At 71.4% G+C, this 16287-nt stretch carries 12 protein-coding genes and 1 pseudogene; 3 read left to right on the plus strand and 10 right to left on the minus strand.

Features of this window, described 5'->3' with window-relative positions:
• Positions 1–6: 6 nt before the first annotated feature.
• From AB0I16_RS25655 to AB0I16_RS25665, 3 genes are read right to left on the minus strand one after another with little or no spacing between them, the layout of a single operon-like run.
• Positions 7–912: a carbohydrate ABC transporter permease gene (locus tag AB0I16_RS25655; protein ID WP_363251940.1), complete on the minus strand. Its 906-nt coding sequence runs from the start codon at positions 910–912 to the stop codon at positions 7–9.
• 14 nt (positions 913–926) lie between these two features.
• A complete protein-coding gene (locus AB0I16_RS25660; protein ID WP_363251905.1) occupies positions 927–1886 on the minus strand; it encodes a sugar ABC transporter permease in 960 nt (319 codons plus the stop codon).
• Positions 1887–1927: 41 nt separating this feature from the next.
• On the minus strand, positions 1928–3226 hold the full coding sequence (locus AB0I16_RS25665; protein WP_363251906.1) for an extracellular solute-binding protein: 1299 nt from the start codon (positions 3224–3226) through the stop codon (positions 1928–1930).
• 304 nt (positions 3227–3530) lie between these two features.
• Here AB0I16_RS25665 and AB0I16_RS25670 point away from each other — a divergent pair, with 304 nt between their 5' ends.
• Entirely contained in the window at positions 3531–4544 is a 1014-nt protein-coding gene (locus AB0I16_RS25670; RefSeq protein WP_363251907.1) for a LacI family DNA-binding transcriptional regulator, read from the plus strand.
• Positions 4545–4557: 13 nt separating this feature from the next.
• Here the strand turns inward: AB0I16_RS25670 and AB0I16_RS25675 are convergent, their stop codons facing one another.
• The 5 genes from AB0I16_RS25675 to AB0I16_RS25695 all read right to left on the minus strand — a co-directional run bounded on the left by AB0I16_RS25675 (position 4558) and on the right by AB0I16_RS25695 (position 12379).
• On the minus strand, positions 4558–5475 hold the full coding sequence (locus AB0I16_RS25675) for a nitroreductase/quinone reductase family protein (RefSeq protein ID WP_363251908.1): 918 nt from the start codon (positions 5473–5475) through the stop codon (positions 4558–4560).
• A 424-nt stretch (positions 5476–5899) separates the two neighbouring features.
• Positions 5900–6073 carry a hypothetical protein gene (locus AB0I16_RS25680; RefSeq protein WP_363251909.1) on the minus strand — a complete coding sequence of 58 codons (174 nt, stop codon included), beginning with the start codon at positions 6071–6073 and terminating at the stop codon, positions 5900–5902.
• A 468-nt stretch (positions 6074–6541) separates the two neighbouring features.
• On the minus strand, positions 6542–8038 hold the full coding sequence (locus AB0I16_RS25685; protein WP_363251910.1) for an SDR family NAD(P)-dependent oxidoreductase: 1497 nt from the start codon (positions 8036–8038) through the stop codon (positions 6542–6544).
• A 70-nt stretch (positions 8039–8108) separates the two neighbouring features.
• Complete coding sequence (locus AB0I16_RS25690) at positions 8109–9479, minus strand: wax ester/triacylglycerol synthase family O-acyltransferase (RefSeq protein WP_363251911.1); 1371 nt, start codon at positions 9477–9479, stop codon at positions 8109–8111.
• A 251-nt stretch (positions 9480–9730) separates the two neighbouring features.
• Complete coding sequence (locus AB0I16_RS25695; protein ID WP_363251912.1) at positions 9731–12379, minus strand: PA14 domain-containing protein; 2649 nt, start codon at positions 12377–12379, stop codon at positions 9731–9733.
• 171 nt (positions 12380–12550) lie between these two features.
• Here AB0I16_RS25695 and AB0I16_RS25700 point away from each other — a divergent pair, with 171 nt between their 5' ends.
• The gene (locus AB0I16_RS25700) at positions 12551–13564 is read left to right on the plus strand and encodes a LacI family DNA-binding transcriptional regulator (RefSeq protein WP_363251941.1); all 1014 of its coding nucleotides are present in this window, start codon (positions 12551–12553) and stop codon (positions 13562–13564) included.
• Positions 13565–13629: 65 nt separating this feature from the next.
• A pseudogene (locus AB0I16_RS25705) lies at positions 13630–13809 on the plus strand (ABC transporter permease); the annotation flags it as partial.
• Between the two features lie 68 nt (positions 13810–13877).
• On the opposite strand, the gene glgC reads toward AB0I16_RS25705, so the two are convergent.
• Both glgC and glgA read right to left on the minus strand, forming a co-directional pair.
• Entirely contained in the window at positions 13878–15098 is a 1221-nt protein-coding gene (gene glgC / locus AB0I16_RS25710) for a glucose-1-phosphate adenylyltransferase (protein ID WP_363251913.1), read from the minus strand.
• Positions 15099–15118: 20 nt separating this feature from the next.
• A complete protein-coding gene (gene glgA / locus AB0I16_RS25715; protein WP_363251914.1) occupies positions 15119–16285 on the minus strand; it encodes a glycogen synthase in 1167 nt (388 codons plus the stop codon).
• Positions 16286–16287 lie beyond the last annotated feature (2 nt).

Raw genomic sequence — 16287 nt, forward strand, 5'->3', positions numbered from 1 at the left:
CGGCGGTCAGCCCTTGACGGCGCCCTCGCCGACACCGCGGAAGAAGTACCGCTGGAGGCAGGCGAAGAGCACGATCAGCGGCAGCACGGCGATGACCGTGCCCGCGGCGACGAGGCGTTCGTCGTTGGCGAAGGTGCCGTGGAGGTAGTTCAGGCCGATGGTGAGCGTGAACCGCTCCGGGTCGCTGAGCACGATCAGCGGCCAGAGGAAGTCGTCCCAGGCGCCCATGAAGGCGAAGATGGCGACGACCGCGAGGGTGCCCTTGACGGCGGGCAGCGAGATCCGCAGGAACCGCTGCCAGACGTTGGCGCCGTCCACGAAGGCGGCTTCCTCGATCTCGTAGGGCACGTTGAGGAAGGCGTTGCGCATCAGCAGGACGTTGAGCGCGGAGACGCAGCCGGGCAGCAGCACCCCGATGAGGGTGTTGTTCAGGCCCAGCTCCCGCATGGTCGTGAACTGGGCGATGATGATGCCCTCGACGGGCACCAGCATGGCCAGGATGAAGACGACGGTGGCCGCCTTGCGGCCGCGGTAGCGCAGCCGCGCCAGGGCGTAGCCGGCGAGGGTGGCGCCGACGCAGTTGGTGACGACGTTGGCGGCGGCCACCTTGAGGGAGTTGAGCGCGTAGTCCCAGACGGGGATGGTGTCGGCGACCCGCTCGTAGTTGTGGAAGGTCGGGTCGGAGGGCAGGAACTTCGGCGGTGAGCTGAAGATGTCCTCGTGCGGGCCCTTCAGGGAGGTGGAGAGCTGCCAGAGGAAGGGGCCGATCATCAGGGCGAGGACGGCGAGCAGCAGCCCGTAGCGCAGGACGATCTCCCATACGGGCATCCGGCGGCCGTTCTCGTCGGTGACGCTCCGGCGGCGGGGCTTCGGCGCGGGACGTGTCCCGCGTGCGGCGGCTGTCGCGGGAATCTTCTCGGTGGTGCTCACGCGTCCTCCTTCCGGTCGGCCCGCAGCACGAGCAGCATGAGCGCGACGGTGACGACGAAGACGACGACCGAGATGGCCGAGGCGTAGCCGACCCGTCCGGTCAGTCCGGTGCCGACGCGCTGCACCAGCATCACGAGCGTGGTGTCCTCGCCCGCGGGCCCGCCGGTGGGGCCCGCCATCAGGTAGACCTCGGAGAACACCTTGAAGGCGGCGACCGAGGAGAGCGCGCCCACGAGCACCATGGTGGAGCGCACGGCGGGCACGGTGACGGTGAGGAAGCGGCGCACCGCTCCCGCCCCGTCGACCGCCGCCGCCTCGTGCAGTTCGCGCGGCACGTTGGCCAGCGCCGCGAGGTAGATGATCATGTAGTAGCCGAGGCCCTTCCAGACCGTGACGGCCATGGCGCTGAACAGCAGGAGCCACTGGTCGCTGAGGAAGCCGACCTTGCCGGCGCCCACCGCTTCGAGGACGGCGTTGACCAGGCCGCGCTCGTCCAGCATCCACACCCAGATCAGCCCGACGACGACGATCGAGGCGACCACCGGGGTGTAGAAGGCGGACCGGAAGAAGGTGATGCCGGGGATGTGCTTCTGGACGAGCATGGCGAGCAGCAGGGGCAGCAGGACCAGCGCGGGGACGACCACGAGGACGTACAGCGTGCTGTTGCGCAGCCCGATCCAGAACATGTCGTCGTGCAGCAGCTCCGAGAAGTTGGCGAGGCCCACGTACTCGCCGGGCATCAGCGTCCGCTTGTCGGTGAAGGCGTTGTTGAGGGTGCTGACGAACGGATAGAGGATGAAGACGGCGACGATCACGAGCCCGGGGGCGGCGAACAGCCAGGGGCTGGTGGGCAGTTGTCGCCGGATCTTGGCGGGCCCGCGGGGCGCGGGCCGGTCGCCGCGGCCGGCGGCGACGCGGCTCGCGTCCGGGGTCGGGGTGGCAGTACTCGTCTTCATTGCTGACGTTCCCTGGTCGTGGCTGGGCACGGTGGTGGTGCTCAGCTCTGCTGCAGCAGCCGGTCACAGCTCTTGACAGCGTTGTCAAGTGCTTCCTTGGGGCTCTCCTTGCCCTGGAGCGCCTTGGCCACGGAGTTGCGCAGCTCGACCTTCATCTGCTCGCTGAAGAGCACGGGCGTGTAGTTCACCGCGGTCTTGACGGACTTGGCGGCGGCCACCCGTACGCGGGTCTCCTCCTTGCCGTCCTGCTTCGTGAAGTACGGGTCGTCCAGGGAGCCCTCGGTGCTGGGGAAGATCGCGACCTGCTTGGCGAACTCCATCTGGTGCGCGGCGTCGGTGACGAAGTGCGCGAAGGCGACGGCGGCCGGCGTCTGCTTGGTGCGGGCGTTCACCATCACGCCCATCACGTACATGTTGTCCTTGCCGGTGTTGCTGATCTGCGGGGTGATGCCGATGTTCTCGTACAGCTTCGGCGCGTCCTTCTTGAACTTCTCCAGGTCGAGCGCGCTGCCGGGGTTCATCGCGACGGCCTCGGTGAGGAACTTCTTGCCCGTCGACTCGGGCGTCGCGGTCAGCGCCTGCCCGTCGAGCGCCTTGGCGTCGTACAGCTCCTTGTACTTCGTCAGGAGCTCGACGCCCTTGGCGTCGTTGAACGTGAAGCCGGTGCCCTTCTCGTTCATGAGCGGGACGCCGTAGCGCCCGAAGTCCTCGATGGTGGGGACGTTGGCGAGCGTGGCGATCTTCCCGTCGCTCTTCTTCGCGAGCCGGAGCGCCTGGTCGAAGAGCTGGTCGTAGGTCTTCGGGGGCTTGTTCTCGTCGAGGCCCGCGTCCTTGAAGAGGCGCTTGTTGTAGAACAGCGGTCCGGTGTTGAGGTACCAGGGGAAGGCGTACGTGCCCTCCGTGCCCGGTATCTGGTGGCTCTTCCAGGCGCCGGGCAGGTACTCCTTCTCGTACTTGCCCGCGGCCTTGTCGAGGTCGAGCGCGAGGCCCGCCTTGGCCAGCGGGGCGACGAGGTCGGGCGAGACGTTCACGACGTCGGGCAGCGTGCCCGCCGCGGCGTCGGCGCTGATCTTGTCGGCGTAGCCCTCGCCGGGCTGGTCGACCCACTTCACCTCGGTGCCGGGGTACTTCTTCTCGAAGTCGGCGACCAGACCCTCGAAGTAGTCCTTGAAGTTGGCCTTCAGGTTCCAGGTCTGGAAGGTGATCTTGCCTTCGATCTTCCCCGAGGCGTCGGTCGACCCGCCGCCGTCGCCTCCGTCACCGCAGGCGCTCAGCGGCAGCAGGACAGCGAGGACGGCGCCCGCGGCGACGGCTCTGCGAGGGGTACGGGAGATACGCACGGTGAAACGGCTCCTTTGCTCGGCCCAGCGTGAGACGGCGGTGACTGCGGCCGTCAGAGCCGGGCCACTTTCGCCGAGGCCGACCCTGCATCGCGCGGCGGCACAAAGTCAATGGATTCGGGTAAGAAAAATTCCACTTCCCCGCATCCGTCCGTCAACTTGGCAGGTCAGAGCCGCGTGTTGGGGGCCTTGCGGCAATCGACTAATGCGCTTTAGAGTCACAGCGCTCAAGCGCTTTAGTGCGCGGGCACCAGGAAAGGGGCAACGGGTGCAAGGCAAGCGGTCACCTGCGCGCAGACCGACCATGAAGGACATCGCCCGCCGCGCGGGGGTGTCCGAGAGCGCCGTCTCCTTCGCGCTCAACGACCGGCCGGGCGTCTCCGACATCACCAGGGACCGCGTCCGCAGGGTCGCCGAACAGCTCGGCTGGCGGCCGAGCACCGCCGCGCGCGCCCTGTCCGGCGAGGGCTCGGCGACGGTGGGCCTCGTGGTGGCGCGCCCGGCGGCGACGCTGGGCGTCGACTCGTTCTTCCTCCAGCTCATCTCGGGCATCCAGGAGGTGCTGGCCGAGCGGCACTTGGGCCTGCTGTTCCAGGTGGTGGAGGACGTGGCCGCCGAGTGCGCGGTCTACCGGCGCTGGTGGGCCGAGCACCGGGTGGACGGCGTCCTGGTGGTGGACCCGCGCACCGACGACCCCCGGCCCGCCCTCCTGCACGAACTGGGCCTGCCCGCGGTGGTCACGGGCGGCGTGCCGGAACCGGACGCCGAGCACCCCTCGCTCTCCACGGTGTGGGCGGACGACGCGGGCGCGATGGCGTCGGTCGTGGGCCATCTGCACGCGCTCGGGCACCGCCGCATCGTGCACATCGCCGGCCTCGAAGGTCTCGCGCACACCGAGCGCCGCATCCGCACCCTGCGCGCCGAGGCGGAGAGCCGCGGCCTGTCCGGGGTGCGCTCGGTGACCACGGACTACTCCGACGCGGAGGGCGACGCCGCGACCCGGCGGGTCCTCACCTCCGCCGCGCCGCCGACCGCCCTCGTGTACGACAACGACGTCATGGCGGTGGCCGGCGTCGCCGCCGCGTCCGCCCTCGGCTTCGGCGTCCCCACGGACGTGTCGGTCGTGGCCTGGGAGGACTCGGCGCTCTGCCGCATGGTGCACCCCTGGCTCACCGCGCTCTCCCGGGACACGGTGGCGTTCGGCCGCACCGCCGCCCGCGAACTGCTCGCCCTCCTGGACGACGGGCCCGCGGCGACGGTGCAGGTGCCGCTGCCCCGGCTCATCGAGCGGGAGAGCACGGGGCCCGTGCGGCGGTAGCGGCCCGCGCGCCCTACTCCCCCGCGGGCGCGGGCGGTCCCGGCGGCCACGGCAGGTGCGCGAGGACCGGCAGCAGCGACTCCTCCTCGAAGTCGAGGTGCCTGGTCAGCTCGTCGGACATCCGCTCCAGTTCGGTGCGGAACGCCTCGGGGTCGCTGTCGCCGACGCCGGCGAGGAGCGCGGCCAGTTCGCCCTGGATGCGGGCCACCTCCCGGTGCTCGTCGGCGAGCCGGTCGAAGGTGGCGCGCAGCTCGGGGTGGTGGCCCGCCATCACGGGGAACAGGTGCGTGTCCTCACTGGTGTGGTGGAACGCGAGGGCGTCGCAGAAGGCCAGGCAGTGCTGGCGGATCTGCAGCCCGAGGCCCGGCGTCCGCGGCGCCGCGGGGCCCGGGTGCGCGGCGAGCGCCGCGAAGTACGCGTCGGTCTCGGCCCGTACGTGCCGCAGCTGGCCGCGCAGCCAGAGGTGCACCTGCGTCATCTTCTCCGCGAGGTTCCCGGCCTCCGCCGGGATGGCGGCCTCGTGCGCGGGCCGCTCCAGGGCGATGACCGGCAGGACCCTGGTGGTGCGCGCCTGGTAGTCGGCGTAGCCCGGTTCGGCGGCCACCACCCGCCCGAAGAGCAGGTCGCGGCGCTCCCCTTCGGCGGGGACGGCGACCGCCTGGAACTCCTCGGCGCCCAACTCGACGCGCACGATGGGGTGGGCGAGGACGTTGTGGTACCAGTCGGGATGGTGCGGGGCGCCGAGGTTGGACCCGACGATCAGCAGCAGGCCACTGTCGCGCACGAAGCCGAGCGGGGTGGTGTGCTCCTTGCCGGACTTGGCGCCGGTGGTGGTCAAGAGGAGGAGTTCGGCGCCCTCGAAGGGGCCGCCGACCTTGCCGCCGTTGGCGCGGAACTCCTCGACGACGGACTGGTTGAAGGGTGTGGGCATGACGGTGTCGCTTCTCCGTACGAGGTGCTGGGACCGCGTCGGCACGCACGCAGTGGCGGCGGACGCGGCGAAAGGTGGAGGGGGTGAGGGGGCGGGATCACGCGGAACAGGTACGCGTGTCCGGGCGCGCGAAGGCGCGCTGATCAGGCCGGAGCCTCGGAGGGTGAACTCACGACGTGTCCATCGGCGTCGTCCTTGAGTGAAGGTGCTCGCCCGGCCGCCGACCTGCCCACTGCTCTCTGGTCGGCGCCACGCGGCACGAGCACCATTACAGCCACCCTCCCCCGCGTCTGTCAACGCGCCCCTGCCGCACGCCCGGACGCCCGGACGTGTGCGCGCCGCAAACGCCCGCGCCCCCGCCGTCGAGGGGCGGGGGCGCGGGCGAAGCGGAGAGAACCCGGCGGTACCGGTGGTCCGCTCCCGGTCAGTCGATGCCGGGAAGGATGTGCGGCTCGGCGAGGTCGTCCTCGTAACCGGCGAGGCGGATGGGGGCCGCTTTGGCCCACGCCTCCAGGCTGCGGAGCGTGTGGGGCCTGCCGGCCCGCTCGCCGCCGCGTTCCGCCGGTCGCTTTTCCTGCTTCGTCGGATCTGGTGTCACCGCGCACTCCTTTGTGTCGCGTAACGGAAGGACAAGGGGGGAGTTCGGTCGCGGTGGCGCCGGTCGTCTGGCGGGACCGCGGCCGTGGTCGCCGGCCTGTCCCCGGGGTGGCCGAGAGACGTTCGTGGATCTCTCGTGGCCACCCGTTCGCCCTCAGGTTAACCAAATGAGCGCGCCCGCGCTCGATGGACGCTCGAAGCCGGGCAGAATCCGGACAAGAACCCCTCGTCAGCGACGCTCCGTCACGCCGTGGCCCGCTCGCGGGGTGGCTGGTGCGGTGGAGGCGCGGCGAGGTGCGTTCCGCGGGGTGTCCGCGCCGGGGCGTGTTCGGCGCGGGTGCCGCCCGGGGCCTTCGGAGGGCCGGTCCCGGGGTGAGGCGGCCACTGGAGTGAACGCCGGGGCCGAAAGCCGTCGGCCGTCGTCGGCCACGGCCCGGCCCGTCCCAGAGCCTGTGTCATCGCCCGCCGGCTACCACTTGCCGTTCGCGTAGTCCTTCAGGAAGACGCCGTAGACGTCCTCGCCGGCCTGGCCGCGCACGATCGGGTCGTAGACGCGGGCCGCCCCGTCGATCAGGTCGAGCGGCGCGTGGAAGCCCTCCTCGGCGAGGCGCAGCTTGTCGTAGTGCGGGCGCTCGTCGGTGATCCAGCCGGTGTCGACGGAGGTCATGAGGATGCCGTCGGTCTGGAACATCTCCTGGGCGCTGGTCCGCGTGACCATGTTCATCGCGGCCTTGGCTGCGTTGGTGTTCGGGTGGCCCGCGCCCTTGTAGCCGCGGCCGAAGACGCCCTCCATGGCGGAGACGTTGACGACGTAGGCACGGCCGCTCTCGGCCTTCTTCGCGGCGTCGGCCATGGCCGGGCGCAACGCGCTGATCAGGATGAACGGCGAGGTGTAGTTGCAGAGTTGGGTTTCGAGGAGCTCCACAGGGGAGATCTGCTCGATGGTCTGCACCCAGGTGTTGCTCTCGACGACGTCGGGGACGAGGCCGCCCGCGTCGATGGCGGTGCCGTCCAGGTGCCTGGCGATGCTGGCGTTGCCGCCCACCAGGGCGAGGTCGGCGACCTTCTGCGCGTCCAGGCCGCTGGTGCCGACCGGCAGCGCGCTCAGGCCGTCCACCGCTCCGGAGTTGAAGGCGCCGATGACGGAGTGGGCGGGCAGCTCGCCCGCGGGCAGCGGCGCGCTCTCGCCGTCGACCAGGGCGGCGTAGGCGGAGGGCAGCCGGCGCACCGTCTGCGTGGCGTTGTTGATCAGGATGTCGAGGGGGCCCGCCTCCGCGGTGCGCTCGGCGAGGGCCACGGCCTGCGCCGGGTCGCGCAGGTCGATGCCGACGACCTCCAGGCGGTGCATCCACCGCGCCGAGTCGTCCATCGCCTTGAAGCGGCGGATGGCGTCCTTGGGGAACCGCGTCGTGATGGTCGTGTGCGCACCGTCGCGCAGGAGGCGCAGCGCGATGTGCATGCCGATCTTGGCGCGACCGCCGGTGAGCAGGGCGCGCTTGCCGGTCAGGTCGGTGCGGGCCTCGCGCTTGGTCCGGTTCAGGAGGGCGCATTCCGGACAGAGCTGGTGGTAGAAGTAGTCGACCTCCACATACCGCGTCTTGCACGTGTAGCAGGAGCGCGGGCGCTGGAGTATCCCCGCGAACCTGCCCTCCTCGGTCCGCGACGAGGGCAGCAGTCCCACGGTCTCGTCGTCGATGCGCTCGGCGGAGCCGGTGGCCGTGGCCTCGGTGACCGCCTTGTCGTGGGCGGTCTTGGCGGCGCGGCGCTCCTGGCGGCGGCGCTGCTTCACGGTGCGGTAGATCCCGGCCGTGGCGCGGCGCACCAGGATCGCGTCGGGGTGGTCGACGTCGAGCTTGTCCAGCTCGTCGAGGACGCTGAGGCAGACGGCGAGACGGTCGGGGTCGATGCCGGGTCCGTACTCACCGTTCCCGACGGAGCCCTCCTGGCTTTCGTCTGTCACCGTCATCGCCGCTGTCCTCATGTCATCCCGTGCCGCGGCGCCTCTGGTGGTCCGCGGTAGCTCCAAAAGCCCAACTTTACGTAGCGGCGGCCCCGGTCTCCAAACCCGCCTCCCGCGCGCACACCGCCACCAGCTCCGCCAGCTCCTCCCGCAGACCGCGCGCGAGGAGGTCCAGGTCGGGCACGGCGGTGGCGTCGGCGAGCAGGCCGTAGTGCACGCGCCCCCGGTAGGTGGAGACCGCCACGGCGAGCGACTGGCCCCTGGCGAGCGGCGCCAGGGGGTAGACCTCGGCCAGCGGGCAGCCGCCGAGCCGCAGCCCGACGCCGGGCAGCGGGACGCTGGTGACGAGGATGTCGAAGAGCAGCCGCGCGGCCTGGGCCACGGCGGGCCCCCCGACGCGGTGGCCGATCGACGGCACGTGCTCGGCGAGCAGCGCGACGGCCCCCGCGCCCCGCTCGGGCCCCGCCTCCTTGTTCCTGTCCATGGCGGCCCGCACGTCCCGCAGCCTGGCCAGCGGGTCCTCGTCGCCGACCGGCAGCCGGACCAGATAGCCGGAGAGCCGGTTGCCCGGCGGCTGGGCGGTGCGCGGGCGGCGCCGGGAGACCGGGATGAGGGCGCGCGGCTCGACGCCCTCGCTGCCGTCGCCGCGCTCGTCGAGCCAGCGCCGCAGGGCGCCCGCGACCACGGCGATCAGTACGTCGTTGACGGTGCCGCCCACGGCCTTGCGCACCCGGTGGACGTCGTCGAGGTCGAGGACGACCCCGGCGGTGGCGCGGGTGCCCGTGGCGCCCGAGGTGAGGGCGCGGCACGACCGTACGCCGAGGGTGGCGCGCGCCACGGAGGCGCCGATCCCGAGGGCCTGGCCGAGCCCCGACAGGGTCTCGCGGGCGAGCCCGGGGAGCCTGCGCGGGCCGGGCAGCGGCCACCGCGGGGCCGCGGGTGCGGCGGGGCGCGGCCGGGCGGGCGGCAGGTCGACGGGGTCGAGGAGCGCGGCGGCGAGCGTCAGCGCGCGCAGCCCGTCGGCGAGCGCGTGGTGGAACTTGAACAGCACGGCGAACGTCCCGCCGTCCGCGCCCGGCAGCACATGCGCCTCCCACGGCGGCCGGTCGCGGTCGAGCGGGCGGCGCATCAGCTCTCCCGCCGCCGCGTGGAAGTCGTCCACGGGCGCGGCGGTCCGCACGTGCTCCCGCGGCTCGAAGCCGGGCGCCCGCTCGCGCCGCGCGCCGCCGGGCGGCAGCCAGACGGAACGTATGCGCATGCGAAGGCCGGGCACGGTCGCCGCGCGCTCGGCGAGCAGCGAGGCGGCGCGTCCGGCGGCGTCCGGGCCCTCGGCCCCGAAGACGCCGAGCGCTCCGAGGTGCATGGGGTGTTCGGCGGTCTCGATGTTCCAGAAGGCCAGATCGAGAGGGGCGAGCAGGTCAGAGGTCGGTGCAGGCGATGTAGTCAAGGGATCGCTCTCGCGTCGAGGACCATGCGGGGGTGGTGAGCGAGCAGTCAACCTCTGTGGAGTGATTACGGTCAAGTACGATCAAGCTACGCTGCGTTAACGACACGTGAAGACCCGCCGCTCATGAGGAGGGCGGGTCTCACGTGACGCCTGGGGTGCACGGGTGAACTGTCTGACGCGTCACATCCGTGCGGGCGGCACCTCCGGACCGCCCGGGGAGGGGTGGGCCGGAGGGCCGTCCTGCCGGTGGCTCACGAGCCGGAGCAGCCCGGCACCTTCTCCTCGGACGCGTCGCGGATCAGCGCTTCGTGCGCCGCCTTCACCCGCCGCACGTCGGGCTTGACGACCTCGCGGTCGTAGGTGAGCAGGCCGTTCAGCTCGCCCTCCACGTCGGAGATCTGGGTGTAGACGGCGCCGTTGCCGCCCTTGCAGGCGAGCGCGCGCACCTCCCCCAGCTTCTTGAGGTAGTCGTCCGTGTACGTCGCGGGGTCCACGTCGACGTAGGACTGCTGGACCGACCACGCGTGGCCCGGCACCGCGAGCCCGAGACCGCCGTACTCCCCCGCCACCAGGGCGCGCCTGCCGTCGGGGTGCGGCGGCAGCGCGGGGCTCGGATAGCCGTGCTCGTCCATGATGTCGCCGGTGCCGCCGTCCCGGCCGAGGTTGAGGCCCGACTGGCCGTTGACCAGCCGGGTCGGGTCCCAGGACTTGGCCTGCTCGGCGAGCCGCCCCTCGTCGTACTGGCCCCAGCCCTCGTTGAGGGTGACCCACATGACGACCGACGGGTGGTTGTAGTGCTGGTCGATCATCGTCTTCATCTCGCGCTCGAACGTGGCGCGGGCGGTGGCGGACGGGGTGACGCCTGCCGTCATGGAGGGCATGTCCTGCCAGACGAGCAGCCCCAGCTTGTCGGCCCAGTAGAACCAGCGGTCGGGCTCGACCTTGATGTGCTTGCGCACGGAGTTGAAGCCCATCTCCTTGTGCATCCTCAGGTCGTACGCGAGGGCCTCGTCGCTCGGCGCGGTGTGCAGTCCGTCGGGCCAGAAGCCCTGGTCGAGCGTGGCCATCAGGAAGACGGGCTTGCCGTTGAGCATGGTGCGCGGGGTGCCGTCCACCTTCTCCACGGAGATCGAGCGCATGCCGAAGTAGCTGCTCACCCGGTCCTTGCCGACCCTCACCTCCAGGTCGTAAAGGAAGGGGTCGTCGGGCGACCACAGGCGCGGCTCCGCGATCCTCAGGGTGAGCGGTTCGCCGGTGCGCCCGCGCACCTCGGCGACCTCGCGCCTGCCCTCGTACGCCGTGGCCGTGACGGGCACGCCGTCGCGGACGCCCTTGGCCTCCACGCGTACGGTCCGGTCCTCGACGTCCGGCGTGATCTTGAGGGAGTCGGCGTGGTCGGCGGCGACCGGCTCCATCCACACCGCCTGCCAGATGCCGGAGGACGGGGTGTACCAGATGCCGCTGGGGTCGAGGCGCTGCTTGCCGAGCGGCGGGTTCTCGCCGGCCTTGGCGTCGGTCGGGTCGTAGACGCCGACGATCAGCTCCTGGGTGCGGCCGGGCTTGAGCGCGTCGGTGATGTCGGCGCTGAACTTGTCGTAGCCGCCCTGGTGTTCGGTGACCTTCTCGCCGTTGACGTACACCTCGGACTGCCAGTCGACGGCGCCGAAGTTGAGCTTCAGCCGCTTGCCCTCGCCGGCCCGCCAGTTCTTCGGGACGGTGAAGGTGCGGCGATACCACATGCGGTCCTCGTGCCGTTCGAGGCCGGAGAGCTGGGACTCCACCGGGTAGGGGACGAGGATCTTCTCCTTGAGGCGCTTGCCGAACGGCGGCCGCTCGCCCTTCTCGGCCGACTGGAACTGCCAGTCGCCGTTCAGGTTCCGCCAGTCGTCGCGCTTGAGCTGGGGGCGCGGGTACTCGCGGTGGGCGTTGCCCGGCGTGACCTCGTCGGCCCACTTGGTGCGCAGCTCGTGGGTGGAGAGGTTCTTGCCGCTGCTCCAGAACGCGGCGACCTCCTCGCCGTCCCGGCCCTTGAGCCCGCCCTTGCCGTCGTAGCGCAGGTCGGCGGTGCCGCGGGCGTTGCCTTCCTTGTTGCCGACGACGGGTTCCTTCAGGGTGATCAGCAGGGCCCTGGGGTCCTTCGGGTCGGCCTTCGCGCCGCTCAGCGGCCACTTGGCGCCGCCGATGACCGCCTCGACGTGCTTCTCGAAGCCGGCCGGCACGGCGGCGATGCGCTGGGCGAAGGCCAGCTTGAGGGTGCGGCCGTCGGCGAGGACCGTGGCGTCGGTGGCGCCGTTGTAGTCGAAGCCGTCGGGGAGGCGGAACGCGGAGCGCGGGACGGCCTTCTTGGTGCCGCCCGGCTCGGTCCAGCGCAGGTGCAGATTGGAGCCTCCGTAGTGCTCGAAGTACTCCACCTTGATGTCGTACGCCTTGCCGGCGGTCAGTTCGACCGGCGCGCCGGTCTGCTCCTTGTCCCAGTCGTCGACCCAGTGGTCGATGACCGGCTTGCCGTCGACCCAGAGCCGGAAGCCGTTGTCCCCGGTGATCGAGAACGTGTGGGCGCCGCTCTTGGCGGGGACGACCTTGCCGGTCCAGCGCACCGTGGCGTCGTCCGCCCTGCCGGTGGCGAAGGCGAGGCGCGGGTCGAGGTTGTCGAAGTCGATGTTCGCGTCGAAACCGGTGGCCTTGAGCTCGTGGAAGTCGAAGGCGCCGGGGGCGGACTGGGTGTAGTACTCGCCCTTGAGACCGTGGACTTCCCCGGGGTCGTCGGCCGCGTTCGCCGCGGGCACCGCGCTGAGCCCCGCGAAGGCGAGGGCGACGGTGAGCAGCAGGGCCAGACGGTGCCGGACGCCTCTGGGGCGCGGGGGTCGTGAGAGTCGATGTCTGTTGCGTCGGGGGCGCACTGATCCTCCTTGTCGAGGAAGGGTGGCGGCTCGTCACTGCAGTCGGTACAACGAATCTGTACAACGTTAGAAACAACGACAGTCGGCATGACAGCACGGCTTCGGGCACGCTGTCCAGGGTCATGACAAACGCCCCGGTGAGCGGGGGCGAACGGACGCGGGGAGATGCAGGTGCGGGTGAGCCTCAAGGACGTCGCGGAACACGCGGGCGTCTCGATCAAGACCGTCTCGAACGTGGTGAACAAGTACCAGCACGTCACCCCCGCGATGCGGGCACGGGTGCAGCGCTCCATCGACGAGCTGGGCTACCGGCCGAATCTGACCGCCCGTCACCTGCGGAAGGGCCGTACGGGCATCATCGCCCTCGCCGTGCCCGAACTCGGCAACCCCTACTTCGCCGAACTCGCGGGCGCCGTCATCGACGCAGCGGCCGAGCACGACATCACCGTGCTGCTGGACCACACCCGCGGCGAACGTGAGCAGGAGATCCTGGTCAGCCAGGGCTTCCGGGCGCGGGTGATCGACGGCCTGATCCTCAGCCCGCTCGAACTGGAGGCGGAGGACCTGCGCCGGCGCGACGACGACGTGCCGCTCGTCCTGCTCGGCGAGCGCGAGTACGACCTGCCGCACGACCACATCGCGATCGACAACGTCGCCGCGGCCCGTACGGCGGTGCGGCATCTGATCAGCAGGGGCCGCACCGGCATCGCCTACCTCGGCGCCCGCACCGACTCCGCCAACCGCCCCGCCCACCTGCGCCTCAAGGGCTGGCGCGAGGAGCTGACCGCGGCCGGGATGGCCGCCCCCGACTCCCTGGTGGGCGCGGTCGGCGGCTGGGACCGCTGGGACGGCGCCAAGGCCATGGCCAGAATGCTGGACGCCGGGGTGCGGCCCGACGCCGTGTTCGCCTACAACGACCTGGTGGCGATCGGCGCCATGCGGGTCCTGCACGAACGCGGCCTGCGGGTCCCGTGGGACGTGGCGGTGGTCGGTTTCGACGACATCGCCGAGGGGCAGTTCGGGGCGGTCACCCTCACCACCGTCTCGCCGGACAAGCAGGCCATCGCGCGGCTCGCGGTGGAATCACTCCTGCGCAGCCTGGCGGGCGGCGCGGAGCCCGGCGGACGGGTGCAGACCGCGCGGTTCCGGCTGGTGGAGCGGGAGAGCACGCTGGGCAGGCGGTGAGCCCGCGCCGGCCGGCGACGGGCCGGCGGGGAGGAGCGCCGGGTGCGGGGAGGGTTCACAGCCACCTCGTCATCGGCGGCACCCTGCTGACCGGCGGCTCCGGCTTCGGCAGCGGGTCACTGGTGGGTGTGCTGCTCCTGAAGGTCATCCAGAACGTCATCAACCAGATCGGCTCGCTGGACTCCGCCTACCAGCAGGTGGTCAGCGGCGCCTTCCTGGCGGTGGTGGTGATCGCGCAGACGTGGCGGGGCCGCGCAGGGTGCTGTGAGGCCGCGCGTGCGGGGCCCGTGGGCCGAGCGGTGCCCGCGGCCCCTCACATCGGCACGGTCTGCCCCTTCCCCAGGGCGATCACTCCGCCCGGGGAGACCGTGTAGAGCTCCTCGTCCCGCTCGGGGTTGACGCCGATCGTCGCCCCGGGCGGGACGTCGACGTTCTTGTCCAGGACGGCGCCGCGCACCACCGCGCCCCGGCCCACCCGGACGTTGTCGTGCAGCACGGAGTTCTGCACGACGGCGCCCTCCTCGACGGTCACGCCGGGCGAGAGCACCGACTGCGTGACCTGGCCCCGGATCACACAGCCGGGGCTGACGATCGACTCCCCCGCGATGCCGCCCGCGCAGAACTTGGCGGGCGGCAGGCCGCCGGGGCGGGTGTAGATCGGCCAGCGCCGGTTGTCCAGGCTGAAGACGGGCTGGTCGGAGATCAGGTCCATGTGGGCCTCGTAGTACGAGTCCAGGGTGCCGACGTCACGCCAGTAGCCGTGGTCGCGCGGGGTCTCGCCGGGGACGTGGTTGTCGTCGAAGTCGTAGACCTGGGCCATGCCCCTCTCGGTGAGCATCGGCAGGATGGAACCGCCCATGTCGTGGGCCGAATCCTCGTTCTCCGCGTCCTGCTGGAGCGTGTCGACCAGCACCTTCGTGGTGAAGATGTAGTTGCCCATCGACGCGAACACCTTGTCCGGGGCGCCGGGCAGTCCCGGCGGGTCGGAGGGCTTCTCCAGGAAGCTCTCCACGCGCGTGCCGTCGCGGGCGGGCGTGATGACGCCGAACGACGCCGCCTCCGCGCGCGGCACCCTGATGCCGGCGACGGTCACGGCGGCGCCGTTGTCGATGTGCTGCTGGAGCATCTGCCGGGGGTCCATGCGGTAGACGTGGTCGGCGCCGAACACCACGATGTAGTCGGGCTGTTCGTCGTGGACGAGGTTGAGCGACTGCAGGATGGCGTCGGCGCTCCCCGAGTACCAGCGCGGGCCGAGGCGCTGCTGCGCGGGCACGGGGGTGACGTAGTTGCCGAGCAGGCTCGACATGCGCCAGGTCGTCGTCACGTGCCGGTCGAGGGAGTGCGACTTGTACTGCGTCAGGACGCAGACGCGCAGGATGTCGCCGTTGACGAGGTTGGAGAGCACGAAGTCCACGAGGCGGTACGTCCCGCCGAACACGACCGCTGGTTTGGCCCGGTCGGCGGTGAGCGGCATCAGCCGCTTGCCCTCGCCGCCGGCGAGCACGATTCCGAGCACCGAAGGTCCACCGCGCATCCCGGCCTCCTACTTTTCGGCTATCTGTCGTCGTGCAGGATCTCCTCGTACACCTCGACCGTGCGCCGGGCGACCGCGTCCCAGCCGAACTCCCGCACGGCACGCTCCCGTCCGGCCTCGCCCATCGCGCGGGCCCGCCCCGGGTCGGTGGCGAGGGCGTTCACCAGCCGCCCGAGCCCGCGCTCGAAGCCCTGCGGGTCCTTCTCCTCGTACGGCACGAGCAGGCCCGTCGTGCCGTCGGCGACGACCTCGGGGATGCCGCCGACCCGCGAGGCCACCACGGCGGTGCCGCAGGCCATCGCCTCCAGGTTGACGATGCCGAGGGGTTCGTACACCGAGGGGCAGACGAACACCGCGGCGTGCGTGAGGAGTTGCACCACGTCCGGGCGCGGCAGCATCTCGGGAATCCACCGCACCCCCGCGCGGCCTCGGCTCAGCTCGTCGAAGAGCACCCGGAACTCCGCGTCGATCTCCGGGGTGTCGGGGGCGCCCGCGCACAGCACGAGCTGCACGTCGGTGTCCAACTCCCGTGCCGCGCGCAGCAGATGGGGCACTCCCTTCTGCCGGGTGATGCGTCCGACGAAGAGGGCGTAGGGGCGGCCGGGGTCGACGCCGAGCCGCTGGAGGACGTCGGTGCCGGGGTCGGGGCGGTACAGCGTGGTGTCGATGCCGTTGTGCACGACGTGGACCCTCGCCGGGTCGACGGCCGGATAGCAGGCCAGGATGTCGTCGCGCATGGCGCCCGACACCGCGATCACCGCGTCGGCCGCCTCGGCGGCGGTGCGTTCGGCCCAGCTCGACACCGCGTACCCGCCGCCGAGTTGCTCGGCCTTCCAGGGGCGCAGGGGCTCCAGGGAGTGCGAGGTCATCACGTGCGGCACGCCGTGCAGGAGCTTGCCGACGTGGCCCGCGAGAGCGGCGTACCAGGTGTGGGAGTGGATCAGGTCGCGTCCGGCGAGCGCGGCGGCCATCGACAGGTCGACGGAGAGGGTGCGCAGGGCGTCGTTGGCGCCGTCGAGCGCGGGCCAGGGCCGGTGGCGCACCGGACCGGCGTCACCGCCCTCGCCCCAGCTGTGCACGTCCAGGTCGACGAGCGCACACAACTCCCGTGCCAGGAACTCCACATGGACGCCCGCGCCGCCGTACACATCGGGCGGGTACTCCCGGGTGAGCAGTCCCACCTTCACGT

It is taken from the genome of Streptomyces sp. NPDC050703, from assembly GCF_040654435.1.
Classification (GTDB): domain Bacteria; phylum Actinomycetota; class Actinomycetes; order Streptomycetales; family Streptomycetaceae; genus Streptomyces.

Bases quoted from the DNA above. Each gene is read 5' to 3' on its own strand.
- glgC (WP_363251913.1), bottom strand. From the start codon at position 15,098: ATGCGCGGTGGACCTTCGGTGCTCGGAATCGTGCTCGCCGGCGGCGAG.
- AB0I16_RS25675 (WP_363251908.1), bottom strand. From the start codon at position 5,475: ATGCCCACACCCTTCAACCAGTCCGTCGTCGAGGAGTTCCGCGCCAAC.
- AB0I16_RS25660 (WP_363251905.1), bottom strand. From the start codon at position 1,886: ATGAAGACGAGTACTGCCACCCCGACCCCGGACGCGAGCCGCGTCGCC.
- AB0I16_RS25670 (WP_363251907.1), top strand. From the start codon at position 3,531: ATGAAGGACATCGCCCGCCGCGCGGGGGTGTCCGAGAGCGCCGTCTCC.
- AB0I16_RS25685 (WP_363251910.1), bottom strand. From the start codon at position 8,038: ATGACGGTGACAGACGAAAGCCAGGAGGGCTCCGTCGGGAACGGTGAG.